This is a genomic window from Virgibacillus phasianinus (assembly GCF_002216775.1).
Lineage (GTDB): Bacteria > Bacillota > Bacilli > Bacillales > Amphibacillaceae > Virgibacillus_F > Virgibacillus_F phasianinus.
On record NZ_CP022315.1, the window covers coordinates 3,783,121 to 3,798,021 of the forward strand.

General features: G+C 38.3%; 15 protein-coding genes. 3 read left to right on the plus strand and 12 right to left on the minus strand.

What is annotated here, in order from left to right; genetic code table 11:
* Positions 1–166: 166 nt before the first annotated feature.
* Both CFK37_RS18370 and blaI read left to right on the plus strand, forming a co-directional pair.
* On the plus strand, positions 167–1,936 hold the full coding sequence (locus tag CFK37_RS18370) for a BlaR1 family beta-lactam sensor/signal transducer (RefSeq protein ID WP_172840576.1): 1,770 nt from the start codon (positions 167–169) through the stop codon (positions 1,934–1,936).
* Between the two features lie 107 nt (positions 1,937–2,043).
* Positions 2,044–2,433: a penicillinase repressor BlaI gene (blaI, locus tag CFK37_RS18375; protein ID WP_089063240.1), complete on the plus strand. Its 390-nt coding sequence runs from the start codon at positions 2,044–2,046 to the stop codon at positions 2,431–2,433.
* Positions 2,434–2,465: 32 nt separating this feature from the next.
* On the opposite strand, the gene paiA is transcribed toward blaI, so the two are convergent.
* From paiA to CFK37_RS18410, 8 genes are all read right to left on the minus strand, one after another.
* The gene (gene paiA, locus CFK37_RS18380) at positions 2,466–2,984 is read right to left on the minus strand and encodes a spermidine/spermine N(1)-acetyltransferase (RefSeq protein ID WP_089063241.1); all 519 of its coding nucleotides are present in this window, start codon (positions 2,982–2,984) and stop codon (positions 2,466–2,468) included.
* Between the two features lie 245 nt (positions 2,985–3,229).
* Complete coding sequence (locus tag CFK37_RS18385) at positions 3,230–3,580, minus strand: DUF2200 domain-containing protein (protein WP_089063242.1); 351 nt, start codon at positions 3,578–3,580, stop codon at positions 3,230–3,232.
* Between the two features lie 48 nt (positions 3,581–3,628).
* The gene (locus CFK37_RS20770; RefSeq protein ID WP_216639613.1) at positions 3,629–3,934 is read right to left on the minus strand and encodes a pyridoxamine 5'-phosphate oxidase family protein; all 306 of its coding nucleotides are present in this window, start codon (positions 3,932–3,934) and stop codon (positions 3,629–3,631) included.
* An 11-nt stretch (positions 3,935–3,945) separates the two neighbouring features.
* The gene (locus CFK37_RS20290) at positions 3,946–4,197 is read right to left on the minus strand and encodes a hypothetical protein (protein WP_216639630.1); all 252 of its coding nucleotides are present in this window, start codon (positions 4,195–4,197) and stop codon (positions 3,946–3,948) included.
* On the minus strand, positions 4,106–4,495 hold the full coding sequence (locus CFK37_RS18395; RefSeq protein WP_089063243.1) for a thiol-disulfide oxidoreductase DCC family protein: 390 nt from the start codon (positions 4,493–4,495) through the stop codon (positions 4,106–4,108). The genes CFK37_RS20290 and CFK37_RS18395 overlap by 92 nt, the downstream gene beginning before the upstream one ends.
* 110 nt (positions 4,496–4,605) lie before the next feature.
* Positions 4,606–4,839, minus strand: coding sequence for a DUF3953 domain-containing protein (locus tag CFK37_RS20660; protein WP_089063244.1), 234 nt, complete (start codon positions 4,837–4,839; stop codon positions 4,606–4,608).
* Positions 4,840–5,077: 238 nt separating this feature from the next.
* On the minus strand, positions 5,078–6,295 hold the full coding sequence (locus CFK37_RS18405; RefSeq protein ID WP_089063245.1) for an MFS transporter: 1,218 nt from the start codon (positions 6,293–6,295) through the stop codon (positions 5,078–5,080).
* A gap of 689 nt (positions 6,296–6,984) precedes the next feature.
* Positions 6,985–7,596, minus strand: coding sequence for a S66 peptidase family protein (locus CFK37_RS18410; protein ID WP_245837257.1), 612 nt, complete (start codon positions 7,594–7,596; stop codon positions 6,985–6,987).
* 191 nt (positions 7,597–7,787) lie between these two features.
* Between CFK37_RS18410 and CFK37_RS18415 the strand changes: the two genes are divergently transcribed.
* Positions 7,788–9,329, plus strand: a complete 1,542-nt coding sequence (locus CFK37_RS18415; protein WP_245837258.1) for a flotillin family protein — start codon at positions 7,788–7,790, stop codon at positions 9,327–9,329.
* A 176-nt stretch (positions 9,330–9,505) separates the two neighbouring features.
* Here the strand turns inward: CFK37_RS18415 and CFK37_RS18420 are convergent, their stop codons facing one another.
* The 4 genes from CFK37_RS18420 to nagZ form a co-directional block, all read right to left on the minus strand.
* Positions 9,506–9,997, minus strand: a complete 492-nt coding sequence (locus CFK37_RS18420) for a hypothetical protein (protein WP_089063247.1) — start codon at positions 9,995–9,997, stop codon at positions 9,506–9,508.
* A gap of 189 nt (positions 9,998–10,186) precedes the next feature.
* The gene (locus CFK37_RS18425; protein WP_089063248.1) at positions 10,187–11,626 is read right to left on the minus strand and encodes a DHA2 family efflux MFS transporter permease subunit; all 1,440 of its coding nucleotides are present in this window, start codon (positions 11,624–11,626) and stop codon (positions 10,187–10,189) included.
* 260 nt (positions 11,627–11,886) lie between these two features.
* Positions 11,887–12,864 carry an NAD(P)H-quinone oxidoreductase gene (locus CFK37_RS18430; protein WP_089063249.1) on the minus strand — a complete coding sequence of 326 codons (978 nt, stop codon included), beginning with the start codon at positions 12,862–12,864 and terminating at the stop codon, positions 11,887–11,889.
* Between the two features lie 260 nt (positions 12,865–13,124).
* On the minus strand, positions 13,125–14,837 hold the full coding sequence (nagZ, locus tag CFK37_RS18435; RefSeq protein WP_089063250.1) for a beta-N-acetylhexosaminidase: 1,713 nt from the start codon (positions 14,835–14,837) through the stop codon (positions 13,125–13,127).
* Between the last annotated feature and the right edge of the window lie 64 nt (positions 14,838–14,901).

A 14,901-nucleotide genomic window follows, 5' to 3' on the forward strand; every position in this document is an offset into this window, starting at 1 on the left:
TAAATTTTGATAAGATTAGCCCAACCCTCTATTAGTTCCAAAAAAATGACAGACTGATAAACTGATAAGGTGAAATGCTAGGTTAGTTATGTTAAATTTGGAGTCTCAGATTTCAAACAACTCTACAAACAGAAACTAGAAGGAATTGGAAATGGAGTCGAATTGCATGTTCTTTACTCACCTTATCGTAAGTTTTATCGTGTCCTCTTTTACTTTTGCAATCATCACGCTGTTTAGGAAATTGTTTAAAAAGCAATTATCAGCGAAATGGCAATATAATCTATGGTTTATTTTGCTGATTGCTTTGACTCTTCCTTTTATACCGAATCACTTTTTTGATTTTGGCAATATATTTACTTGGGATATTGATCAGGGTAATGGATCAAGTCCTTCTTCTGGCACTACTGGAAATCAAACATTAACAGACGGAAATTGGATGCGGGACTTTACTATATCCGTAAATCGTCTTGACCTGACCCTACTGAATGAAATTCTAGCCGCCATATGGATGACCGGGATGTTAGTGATGATTGCGCTGACAATACACGCATGGTTAAAGTTGAAAAAAATTAAAGACACCACATCCAGCTTGAGAAATGAAGAGATCCTAGATTTATTCGGGCAATGCAAGCATCGTTTAAATATTTCAAGACGGTTGATTATTGGCGAATCGCCACTTATCAAATCTCCTCTTACTTTCGGTATTTTTAAGACTTACGTCGTGCTTCCAAGCCATTTTGAAAAATGGCTGTCTATGGATGATATTAAATATATTTTCTTGCATGAACTAAATCATTACAAATCCAAAGATAGTGTAATGAATTACCTGACCATCTTTTATCAAATTTTATACTGGTTTAACCCTTTTGTTTGGGTTGCTTTCAAAGAGATGCGGTTGGATCGTGAAATAGCTTGTGATGCTGCCGTTTTAAATTCTTTGGACAAGAACTGTTATGCAGATTACGGGAATACGATTATTAACTTTGCTGATAGATCATCCAGGCCAAAGTATTTCACGTTGGTTAATCAACTAAATGGTTCCAAGGAACAAATCAAAAGACGCATTACACGTATCGCATCTTTCACTACTGAATCAAAGCTGATGAAACTAAAAAGCATCGCCATCTTTATGCTTGTAGGGGGATTTGTGGCAACTCAGGTTCCAATCGTTTCTGCAATGGCTTATGACGATAATCGTTACGAGTTTGAAAGTGAACGAATAGTGAATGAGGATCTTAGCAGGTACTTTGAGGGATCGAAAGGCAGCTTTGTTTTGTACGATTTGCAGGCTGATCAATATCGTATCTATAATGAAAATCAAAGCACAATAAGGGTTTCACCGGACTCCACGTACAAGATCTATAGTGCATTGTTTGCATTAGAGTCACATGTCATAACAAGAGATAGTTCCACGATTAGGTGGAATGGAAAACAGTATCCTTATGACTCTTGGAATATGGATCAGAATCTATCGACAGCCATGAAAAATTCGGTGACTTGGTACTTTCAGGCATTGGATGAAAAAGTCGGCATGGATACTATCCAGGCTTATTTACAACAAATAGGCTATGGGAATTACAATCTTTCAGGTGGGAAATCACAATTTTGGCTTGAATCTTCATTAAAAATTTCACCAATCGAACAGGTACAGTTACTCAAAGCTTTTTATACAAATGAACTTGGATTTAATCATAACAACGTGCAGACTGTTAAAGAAATGATCAAACTAGAGGGAAAAGATGGTGCAATACTCTCTGGAAAAACTGGAACGGGAAGTGTCAATGGCAAAAATATTAACGGCTGGTTCGTTGGGTATGTAGAGGGCAAAACGAATACGTATTTCTTTGCGACCAATATCCAAAATAAAAATAGTTCTTCCGGAAGCAAGGCAGCAAAAATAACAAAATCTATTTTGAGGGATAAAGACATCTATTAGGTATCGGTGATCAAACAATTTTGTAATCATGGTAAAAAAGCTGATATACTTACTACTAGATAAATGTTTATGCGTTTACTTGTACGATTTAGAGGGAGGGATTAGTGGTGTCAGAAAAAGTACCCAATATATCGGAAGCAGAATGGGAAGTCATGAACGTGCTTTGGAAACAGGCACCGCTAGCAGCCAACGAAGTCATTTCCTCTCTGCAAGAGCATAAGGAATGGAAACCGAAAACAGTACGCACACTTTTGGATCGCCTTACCAAAAAAAAGGTAATTGGTGTAAATAAGAACCAGAAAGTTTATACCTTTTTCCCTCTTTATTCCCAGGATGATTGCCAGCACGCCGAGGCACAATCCTTTGTTAATCGAATTTATGGAGGCACGTTAAAGTCGATGCTAGTTCAGTTCATCCAAGAGGATTCTTTGTCAGAGGAGGATATAAAAGAGTTGCGATCGATTTTGGATAACAAGCCAAACAAAAAGTCAAAATGACATATCGCTTTTCTCTTCTATCCTACTTTGAATCACGCAATTGTTTTCATCATAATCATATCTGTTTGTTTTTCGTCTCCCATGTAAAAGGAATGGGATCCGGTTTTAACAAATCCCATCTTATTATAGAAATGGATTGCACCGACATTGTGTTCCCATACACCTAACCATATTTTCTTTTTATTATGGCCTTTTGCGACTTCCAGTGCCTTAAGTAAAAGGTGCTTACCAAGCCCATTTTTTTGAAATTCTTCCCTAATATAAATCCTTTCAATTTCCAGGGCTTCCTCCCACATATCTTCTGTTTGAGCTTCATTGACGTTTATTTTTAAATAACCAGCGACTACCTCATTGCAAGATATAAAATAAAACGTTGAAGCGGGGTTCAATATTTCCTCTTCTAATTTGTTAGTGTTAAAGGCATTTTCCAAATAAGCCCTAATGTTCTCCTGTTTATTCATATGCGAAAACGTCTCGTTAAACGTATTATAACTGATCTCTTGCAGTGTTTTAATATCTTCAAATGTACATTCATTGATAACTACGGACATCCGAATCATTATCTCCCTTCAATAGTCTCGTTTGCGCCTCTTTTATATACTTGTAAAATCCTGATGTCTTCATAGATCGCTGGATAGATGCTGGAAGAAAGTAACTAAAACAACCCATCCGGATAACACATAAAAGATTACAGGGTCATTTGTAAATGTTTCATTTCGGAATACTAAAAAGACATAAATGAACCAAAGGCATACAATCTTAATCGCAATATTCAAGGGTTTTTCGCTACTATTAATTATTTCCGCAAAATCTTCTCCATTGTTTTTCCCTTTGCTAGTTCATCGATAAGCTTATCCAAATAGCGAATTTCCCGCATCGTTGGTTCTTCAATATCTTCCACTCGGATGCCACAGATTACACCTTTGATCAAAGCCCGTGAAGGATTCAATTGGGGGGCTTCCGCAAAGAAGGTCTCAAAGTCTGTCTGTTTCTCCAGTTGTGCTTCTAACTTTACCTGGCTATATCCCGTCAACCAACGGATGATTTCATCAACTTCTGATTTTGTACGTCCTTTTTTCTCCGCCTTCGTAACATAATGGGGATAGACACTTGCTAGACTCATTGTATAAATCTTATGTTTGGTCATGATACGACCTCCCTTTATCTATTTTTGATTAATTGTTTTCCAATTATATCATGTAAAAGTAATTTTGATGTCTAGTGGATAGCTCGTTTTCACCAAGGCTTCATCTAAATCTTGGCGTTGTGCCATTTCTTTACCTTGGTTTCCTATTAAAGCTAGAGCACGGGCATCACTCGACCTTTCCAGAAAATCTTTTGAATTTGACTCGGCTGCCATTTCGGAAGCCGCTCCACGAATCCGGACTTGCCTGCCAATTTCAGACCAATAAAATATTAAGGCCACTTGTTGGTTTAATTGCAGTTGCTCTCCTTTTCTGCTTATGACTGATGTGGCAAAATACCATTTATTACAAGCCACATCTTTTAGAATTAAAACCCTCCATCAGGTGCACCTTCCTTGTCAACAGTTGATAATGTCATGGCATCAGGCTCACATACTCCATCCTCAATCGCAATATATAACCATTGCAGAAATAAATCAGATGCATTTTCAGTTAATTCAGTGTGTGATGACTTTTTTATAACATTATCATAAAAACCGTTTTCTCTCTTCAGGTGAAGGCAACATACAGCTTTCTTTTGTGCCAAACCATTTATATCTATTTTTAGCGATAATCCCATAAAGGAAGTTTCTGAAAGGTTTTGGAAAAACTAAGAGGATATATAGTAACTTCCAAGCTCCTTTTAGGTTTTTACAAACTTGAAGGGCTGCCGACGATTTGAGGTAGCATTTATTATTTTCGATAAGAACAAAACTATCTATGCCTTTTGGGGAATTATGCTTATTCAATAATTCTTTTCCTATATCACCTTGTAACGAAGCGAATTTAAAATGTCCTTTCGGGTCTCTCTTGATGATGAATTGAACGCTTTTGTCGCAAAAGTTACATTCTCCATCAAATAAAATAATCCTCACCATATTAATCCCATCTTTCTTAAAAAACAAAATTAGTTTATTGATGATCTAATTTATTATAAATTTATTTTTACCATTCATAATGATTCGGTCATTGTTCGCTAATGTAATATCTAGAGGGTAAACTGCTGTATAGAAACATACAAAACAAATAAAGAAATAATAATATTCATATACCCCGAAAAGCTTTTTTTGTCTTTCAGAAGTACAATTATTCCTATCACTAACAAAAGAACACCCAAAAACAACATTAAATAAGGTGTTAGCCCAGAGTTTTGTGTGAATATAATAGAACCTGATAAAGCCAAAACAATTATTGATAAAATAACTCTAATTATGTTCAGCATACATTACTCCTTTGTTTATTTGGTCGGAAGGTAAAATTATTCTCATGCAATAATTCTCAACGTTAATGCATATCCCGATAGGTAAATTTTAACACAGTTGCCCTGCCATTCATTTTAATTTTCTGAAATGAAAACAAAAAGATTTTGCTTCGCCGCTACGAAAGAAAACGGGTAACTCTTCAACTATATACGAAAAGCAGAACCCAGTGTTATCACAACTGGATCCTGCTGGTTAAATTTAGTGGCTTTCATCTATATTTACACTCAGTTTATTCTTTAGTTTATTTAATTTAGGATGAATCAGGAAATATATTGAAAAACCAACATATCCAGTTCCTCCCAATAATAAAACAAATGTGCCAGAAGTAAATTCTCCTATTAAACCTCCAATTAGATATCCTAATGTACTTAGACATCCCAGAAGTGAAGATAAAAAAGAAAATCCAATACCTAAGTATTCTTCAGGTAAATTAATCTGTATTAATGTTTGAACATAAATACTTATTATCCCTATTCCGATCCATGACAATCCGAATAATACCAATGGAATATAGTGAAGGTCAATAGTAATAAACGACAAGACCCAGAATACACCAGAAAACATAGATACTGATGGCATTATCCAATTTAAAGGAATCATCTCCAGTTTGCTAGACAAGACGGTTCCAACAAGCGCCCCCACAGACATAGCTGTTAACCAGAATCCGAATTCAACTGAAGTGGATGATATAATTGGCAGCATTGCAATACCCATTGTCGCCATAACATTCATCGCTATTACTCCAAACATAATAGAAAGAAGTATTTTTTGCTTTCGCACAACCTTGAATCCTTGCAGGAAGTCTTCTTTATATTGTGCAAAAAATTTCTTGCTCGAAGACTCTCTTTCTTTTTTGGATTTAGGTATTTTCAAATAAAAAAAGAAGACCAATCCCGTACCTACTAGCAATACCCCATTGGATATATAAATAACACCAATCCCAATAAAGAATATTAGAAATCCTGATATAGCGTCAGAAACAATATCTAGTGTTTGAAAAGAAAATGCAAAAATTGAGTTTACTTTTGTCAAATCTTCACGGCATGACAATTTTTCGATTGAAGCACTTTCAGTAGGATAGGTTGCTTCCGATAGTGAAAGTGCAAAAAACATTAAAATAAATAAAATTGGCAACCATAAAATACTCGAAAAATAGAGCAAGGAAATAACGCTGACCAAGATTCCCTGTCCAATCACTGCTATATACAGTATTTTTTGTTTTGAAAACCTATCAATAATTGGTCCATAAAGAAATTGCAACGTTACCGGCACCATAGCAATAGCACTTGTTAACCCTACTAAAAGTACTGAGTCAGTTACCGATTTGACATACCACAATGTAGCGATCATGTAAAAACTATCAGCAAAGTTCGTTATAATTCTTCCCGCTAACAAAATAGTTAATTGTTTATTCATTTTTGTCCTCCTTGGATTTTATATAGGTTAAATTTCCTATATAAAAACAGGAGGACCTCTAATTTTTATTCTACAGGATTAAGTATGATAAATTAGTAGTCGATCTATGATCCTCATTTAAAGCACCCCTTTCATATTACTCAATTTAATCGTTATTATATACTTTGTTTTCAGAAACTTCAATGTGCCCTTAAAGGACTATCTTTCAGTAATAAATGGTTTTATAACACACCACTATACATTAGTTATTTTAAATGTTTCAGCAAGAATAACAGCTACTACAGGCAAAAAACATATTATTGCATACTTATATTCATTAGATTTAATGTAATATATCCCCTTCACTAAATAGAAAAGGAATACTAAAAAAATACTATTTCTCTGTAAACGATCCAGAAACATTAAAACAACACTTATTATGCCAATGATTACAATGCTAATACTGAATGTTGACAAATTTCTACCTACACGTTTATTTGATTTAATATGATGACCTCCCCCATATTCTTTTTTTCATTTTTTATGAATCCTAATAGCCTTTATGTCCATTCTGTTCTTAACACTTAAAAGATAAAAGCATTGTGAGACTCATTATTTTGAAAGAGGCATCCCCTTAGCACCCCCTCCTTATCTATTTAATTGAAATTATCGAGGTTTAAATCCTGTGATTTCAACACTAATGCAAGGAGTTACATCACACCTGAATCGATCACCAATCGAGCCGGTGACGTTGTGAGTTTCGCGTTTACCCCCAGCGGCACACCGTAATTAGGCTGGCAATGGACGATGTGAAAATTCTCAACAACAGGGTAAGGTGCACTGGCAAAGAAATCTTGCAGAACCTTTTTAATTTCCCCATATTCATCCAGTTCCGCTTGAAGGTCACCGATGATCACACCTTCGACCTCATCGAACACTCCTGCTTGTTTAAGGTGAGTAAGCATCACATCAATCCGAAACACAAGCTCTGCAACTTCCTCAATCAACGGGATGGCCGCGTTCGTTTTCACTTGAAAAGGCGTTCCCAACCCATTGGTGAGCAGATCGAGATTCCCTCCCACCAAACGTCCTTCTCCTGTGCCATGAGCTAATGTGGTAAGGGACGATTTGCGAGAATCATAGGTCAGAGATTCCCCCGTGAATAGAGTGAAAAACGAGGATTTTGTCTCAACTGTTCTTATTTCGTCATTCAGATCAGTTGCCACCATTGGCCCGTGGAAGGTAACTAAGTCACTGAAATTTTGAATTGCATTAAGCAGATAAGTAATGTCGCTGTAACCCCAGAATACAAAAATTCCCAAGCCCCTTTGTATACTATCCGATAGAATCATAGTATTCTACGCAGACATTTTTGGACAAAAGCTTCCAAAATATGTATTTGGTGTTTAAAACTGGTCCAAAAACCTATATAATTTATGTGGTATGAACATACATAACCATTCATAGCAATGGAAGGGGCACACTATAACATAAGGGAAAAGGGAGAGATTATGTGGAAGTAATATTTATTTTGGCGTTACTGGCAGGATTAGCGATTGTGATTGGGATATTATGGTTTATCTATATGAAAATCAAATATAAAACTGTCCCATCAAATGTGGCATTGATTATTACCGGCCCAAAGCTAGGTGACCCGGAAAAGGACACCAACATTTTTCAGGATGACGAAGGAAGATATATGAAGGTAATCCGTGGCGGTGGACATCGTTTAAAAATGTTCCAAACGCATACGCCAGTTTCACTGACAGCTTTTCAACTGAAAATAATAACACCCACTGTGTATACGAAACAGGGGGTTCCAATCGTGGGTGAAGCTGTTGCTATGCTTAAAGTTGCTGATTCAATAGAGGGTATTGCCAAGTATGCAGAGCAGTTTTTGGGCAGAAAGCAAAAAGAATTGGAAAGCGACATCTCGGAAGTATTAGGGTCAAACCTGCGTGCTATCCTATCAAAAATGACAGTAGAACAAATTAATAATGATCGAGAAAGTTTTAACGAGCAGGTTCGTCAGATTGCCCAGAAGCAACTGGATGCCATGGGTTTCAGGATTACCAGTCTCGGATTAACAGATTTGAAGGATGTCGAGGGCAGTGATTATCTAACAAACCTCGGGAGACCACGCACAGCAGAAATTCAAAAAGCAGCCGAGATTGCCGAGGCAACCAATAATAGAGCGACAAAAGTTCACGTCGCCCAAATGAATGAAGAAATCAAACGCGAAGAATACGAACGGGAAATTCAGATTGCTGAATCAAGGAAAACGAAAGAAATTAAAGATGCACAGATAAAAGCAGAAACAGAAAGGGAAAAAGCGAAAACGGAAGCAGCCTATTCCCTTGAAAAGGCAGAGCGTGATCTTGATGTTGAAAAAGAGCGCTTGAAGATTAATAGACAGCAAAAAGAAGAAGAATTACGCTTAAAACAACTGGAAAGAGAGCGCAATGTCGCATTGGAGCAGGAAGAAGTAAAAGTACGAAAAGCAAAATCCGATGCCGATTATTATGAAAGAGTGCGTACCGCTGAGGCGGAAGCTGAATCCAGGGAAAAAGCAGGTTATGCTGAAGCAGAGGTTATTAAAACGAAGAACTTGGCCGAGGTAGAGGCGATTGAAAAACGAGCAGAAGCACTAAATAAACATAAAGAAGTAATGATGACTGAAATGCTGATTAATATGATGCCTGAATTTGCTAAAGCTGTTTCCGAACCATTAGGAAATGTTGAATCCATCCGTATTCTTGACGGTGGAAACGGTGATGGTGTTAACAATTTACCTGGCAGCATCACTGGTATAATGACGAATCTACAAGAAAGTCTGGGTCAAATGACTGGTTTAGACTTAAACGAAGTTATCAACAATTTATCAGGTAAAAGTAATATTAAAGGCGAATTAGGCGTTATTGCTAATGCGGCCAAAGAAAGTAACGAACAAACGCCGGAAAGTACGGATGAAGCTGACTATTCAGTTGAAAATGAATTCGATATAAATGAGGACGAAAGTGTACAGGAAGGCTTGGATGAACCCGAAAATAAATAATTTGTGCTAAAACAGACCGCCTCGCGGTCTGTTTTAGTTTTGTTTTGTTTCTGATATCAATCATATTAGTGTAAGTCCAAAAAGAGTGGAAAGATCGGGGAATATGGATAATTGCCCCCATTTTCAGTGCTGTTCAATTACTCTGCGGCCTTATCACAAACCACAGCAAAGTCTAACTATATCCTATTGGATTTAGGCTTTGCACTTTCTATCAATCGCTTATGCCAAGGCAGCCAGAAACCATAAACAATCAGATAAACAGGAATAGACCACCAGGTATGCCAGCCGTTTAATTTCATGTAGCCAGCTTGGACCATGCCCCATTCGATAATAAATGATATTACCGTAAATAAAATGACAAGTCCCCATTTACTGTCTAATTTCAAGTAATTTATGTAAATAACAGCCAAGGCTGAGGGGATAATCCCGTATGAAATGATATCGCCAATTCCAACTTTTTTAGGATTAGCCAGATTAAAGGAGTCGAATTGGTTCATGCCTGAATCAATCATCCATGTTACGTAACCCACTACACCAAATGTAATGTAAATATCTTTCCAACTAATCCGCTTAGGCATAAACAGCATAAAAAGAATCGTGATAATACCGATTATAATTGGGAACCATACCCCTTTTGATAATAGATCTAAGTCCTTTAGGGAAACCATTTGATACCGTCCTTTGAAGGTAAGATGTTGATTACTGCTGTTTGACACTTTCATTGTTTGCCTAAACGGTTCCATTCATACAATATGGATTTAGAAAGCATTTGGCAATCACTGGAATTAGCAAAAGCCATTATATAAAGGAAGGGGAAATAATGGTTTCATTACGAAATACCTCCCCTTCCTTTTACATTACATATTTTCCGCTTTTTTCTTATCATATCCTGTTTCTGCCGTTTCAAATTCATCATCAATAGGTGGATAGGTTTTTTTAACAAAAATAGATAAGATAATCGCAACGAACGATATTACAGCGATAACTAGAAAAGCAACATTTACTCCATGAATACCGGGGTTTGCGGCTTGCTGGGAGTTTTGTGCTGTCATCGTCATAATTGTAACGAGGATGGCGGTCCCAACGGATGCTGCGATTTGCCGCAGTGTATTATTCATAGCCGCACCGTGTGGAATCAATTTTTGTGGCAATTGATTCAAACCTGCTGTCGTTACAGGCATCATCACCATCGAGAAGCCAAACATGCGAACAGCATACATGACGATTAGGAATGTGAGCGTCGTTGTTGTGCCCAGGAATCCAAAGGCCAAGGTTGCGCCCGTCATAATAGTCAAACCAACAATCCCTAACAAGCGAGCTCCAATCCGGTCAAAAATTCGTCCCGTAATCGGAGACATTAATCCGGAGATGAGCGCGCCGGGGAGGAGAACGAGTCCGGATTCCATGGCTGTGAAATCTCTCATATTCTGCATATAAAGCGGGATTAAGGTTTCCGATCCAATCAATCCAAGGAACGTGATCATGCCAATTATAGTTGCAATTGTAAATGTGTTGTATTTGAATACCCTGAACTCAAGCATCGGATGGCGCATGCGTAACTGCCGCAATATAAAGACTGTGAGGGTTAGGGCCCCGACCACAAGAATGGCAATGGTCCTCACGCTCCCCCATCCATAGTTTCCAGCACTTGAGAAGCCAAATAGAAGTCCGCCAAAGCCGACAGAAGACAAGAGAATCGATGCAATATCGAGTTTCGGATACGTGAGTTCTGTCACATTCCTTAATATGAAATAAGCAATAAAGATAATTAAAATAGCTAAAGGTAAAATAAGCAAAAACAAAAATCTCCAAGAATAATTAGACGTCACCCAGCCGGACAATGTCGGTCCAATAGCCGGTGCAAAAGAGATAACGAGTCCGATGTAGCCCATCGCGGCCCCACGTTTATTAACAGGGAAAATTAATAGGAAAACCGTCTGCATGAGTGGCAGCATAATCCCGGCTCCGGCAGATTGAATAATTCTTCCTATTAACAATAAACCAAAATTCGGAGCAAGCCCTCCTACAATCGTTCCGAACGCAAATACGCTCATTGCCGTCATAAAAAGCTGACGTGTTGTAAACCGTTCAATCAAAAATGCAGTGATGGGTATCATGACCCCATTGACAAGCATAAAGACAGTGGTCAGCCATTGAGCCGTATTAGCCGAAATATTCATCTCATCCATGATTGGAGGAATAGCTGTAATCATAAGCGTCTGATTTAAAATCGCAATAAATGAACCAGCGAGCAGCAAACCAGCCATTAATGTTTTGTTATAAGGTTGCGTCGTCATTCATATCCCCCCATTTCTTTCAATGAAAAAAATTATTTAACTCCCGCATTATACTTGGTGTGAGAACAGCTTGCAATTTATTGATACGGATTGTTTTTCCTTCCGTCATATTTCAAGCCCCCCCTATCTACTCATTAAGACCTGAAAACTCAATAAAGAGCGATACATAGTAGATGTGGCTACTATGTACCGCCCTTTTACTCTTTGTCTCTTCTAGGAAAACAAAAAACTCCTGAATTTATATCAGTGTTCCTGTCAGATTAACCAACCTTTAAAATAATTTTTCCGATGTTTTTATTGTTTTCCATATGTTCATGTGCTTGTTGAATTTGATTAAAAGCAAAGACTTGATCAACAACCGGACGAAGCGTATTGTTGCCAAAAAGATCTAGAGTCTTGGCAGAAAATTCAGCTGTCAGTGCTGCCTTGTATTCATCGCTTCTTGGTGTGAGCAAGGTACCAGTCAGCTGAATGCGTTTTGACATTAATTCCATTAAATTGACATTTTCTAAATTGGCACCACCTAAAATCCCAATTAACACCCAACGTCCATCTACTTTGATGCTTTCAAGGTTCTTACTCCAATAAGATGCACCAATGAAATCAAGAATCAAATCCACTCCTTGATTTTCAGTAGCGTTTAGTACTTCCTCATCAAAGTTCTGTTCTTTATAGTTTATTTCAACATCCGCTCCTAATGACCGACAAAAATCAAGCTTCTCCTTCGATCCAGCCGTGGTTATCACGTTCGCCTGACCGATTTGCTTCGCAAGCTGAATCGCGGCCGTTCCAACTCCACTTCCACCGGCATGAACCAGCACGTTTTCATCTGCATGTAAGTGCCCTATCCAAAATAATGTTTGATACGCTGTTAAGAAAACCTCAGGAATGGAGGCGGCTTCTTCAAAAGAAAGGTTTTCCGGAATGACCATCGCCCTTTCAGCCGGCATCACGACGTATTCGGCATAACCGCCACCATTCACAAGTCCCATAATGTGCGTGCCAACTTCGATTTCCACACCTGCGCCTACTTCTTCAACAATTCCAGCAACCTCTACACCTAAAATGGGATTGTTCAAATAGCCCTTACTAGTTTCCCGATTAAGGATATCCGTTCGATTAACAGCTGCTGCTTTTACTTTGATTAATAATTCCCCGTCCCTTGGATCTGGCTTAGCAAATTCTTCAATTTGTAATTGTTCTGCACCGCCAGGCTGTTTTACAGTGATTGCTTTCATTTATGAGCCTCCTAAATAATTACTTGATTCAAGGGTAACTTTAAAAACGCACGAAAAGTTGGAAGTGCATTGATTTCATTAAGTACACCATCAGTGAGCGGATGCAGTCAAAACATCTTTTCAGCTTTTTTCCTATTGGTTGTTTCCTCGAGATTTATTTCCCAACCTTATCATTACGATCACGATTTAACCAATATTGTGCCCATCCGATGTTCTTTTAAATTATTAGGTTATCCCTTTGTTTACTACTTTTACAATGGTCAGGATACCTTCTGCAAAATTGTTTCCACTCTTTCATTAATTGATTGGAAATTAGGTATTGGAGTCTTTTCATCCGACAACTGGTATTTCTCCTTCAAATGTGTGATGCGCTCGACACTTTCGTCAATCCTATTCTCACTTATTTCTCCCTCTTCAACAGCCTCTTTCAATTCATCAAAAACTTCAGCAATTAAATTCGGATTATGTGCAACAAGCAGTAAATCTGCGCCCGCCTTTACTGACTGGACTGCTGCATCCGCAACACTATAATGATCTGTAATTGCTTCCATCGTCAAGTCATCGGTAATGACAACACCATCAAAATCATAATCCTCTCGCAAAATGCCTGTGATTACCTCTTTTGACATGGATGCAGGATAATCTTCATCGATTTTTGGGAGCAAGATATGCGCAACCATGCTGACATCGGCTCCCTCCGAAATAGCTTTCTTGAATGGCACTAGTTCCAATTTGGACAGTTCCTCGTAGCTTTTATTGACTTTTGGGAGTTCCAAATGGGAATCCACGCCAGTATCCCCGTGTCCGGGAAAATGTTTTATGACCGAAATAACCCCTTCATTCTGGATTCCTTTCATCGTCTGAATGCCCAGTCTCGTGACAATATTTGGATTGTCGCCAAATGAACGGTCACCGATAACAGGATTATTTGGATTGCTGTTAATGTCGAGAACGGGAGCAAAGTCCAAATTGAAACCGAGTGCTTTCATTTGCTTCCCAAGGATGGTACCGACATTAAATGACACATCCGGATCGTTCAGCTTTCCAATCGAACGGCTCGTTGGCAGACTTTTTATCCCATCTGGCATTCGTGTCACACTTCCCCCCTCTTCATCGACTCCCAGTAATAATGGGTAAGGGTTTCCAGCGTTAGCGGTTTTCATCCCATTCAAAAAGTTGACGGTTTGAGTCTTGCTTTCGATGTTATTGCCGAATAAAATAATACCCCCAACATGATAGTTCTTAATGGTGTTTTTCGTCTCAGCAGTCATTTCCGTACCATCGACACCGCTAAAGATCATCTGGCCGATTTTTTCATCAAGACTCATACTTTCGTTGCCTTTACCACTAGAAGCATCGCTATTTTCTCCATGTACACCATCTCTGTTTATTTCCTTCGATAATGAAATATGATCCACACCCGGGTTATCTGATTTACCGGCGGGATTTGGCAGCACCCATTTTAAGACATAACCGCTAGAAAGTTCATAAACAAGAATGATTTGATCATAATTTTCATCCTGGTAGTAATGCGTGTCATCCGGTTTTTCATATGATTCAATCGTATCCAGATCGAACGCCGTGAATTGATCCTGAGATGACCGTAAATCGGACACAATATCGCCTGTAATACCGACATCAATGCCATGTGACGGATAGTTCAAAAAAAGACCAGCATTCGTATCTGAGGTCCCATTCGGCTTTCCCCAAGCCTCTTGCACCTCATCGACAGTCGTTTCACCAACAATGATATTGCTGTCCGGTATTTTTCCTTGCTTGGCCAAGTCGAATATGCTGTCCAGGGTTGGTTCAGCCTTAGGGACGTCTTTGCTTTCATGACCTGGTGATGTTTTCTTAGATTGTTGGTCTGCTTGTTGATCCTTTGTATCATCACCCGATGAACTGTTGAAATAAAAAGCCGCTCCTAGAGCGATGATAGCAATAATGATTATAATGGTGATACGTTTGATCATTGTAAGTCCTCCAGTAAAGATTTTACCTCGTTTGAAGCTAATACCAGTATTCTATTTCCCTCAT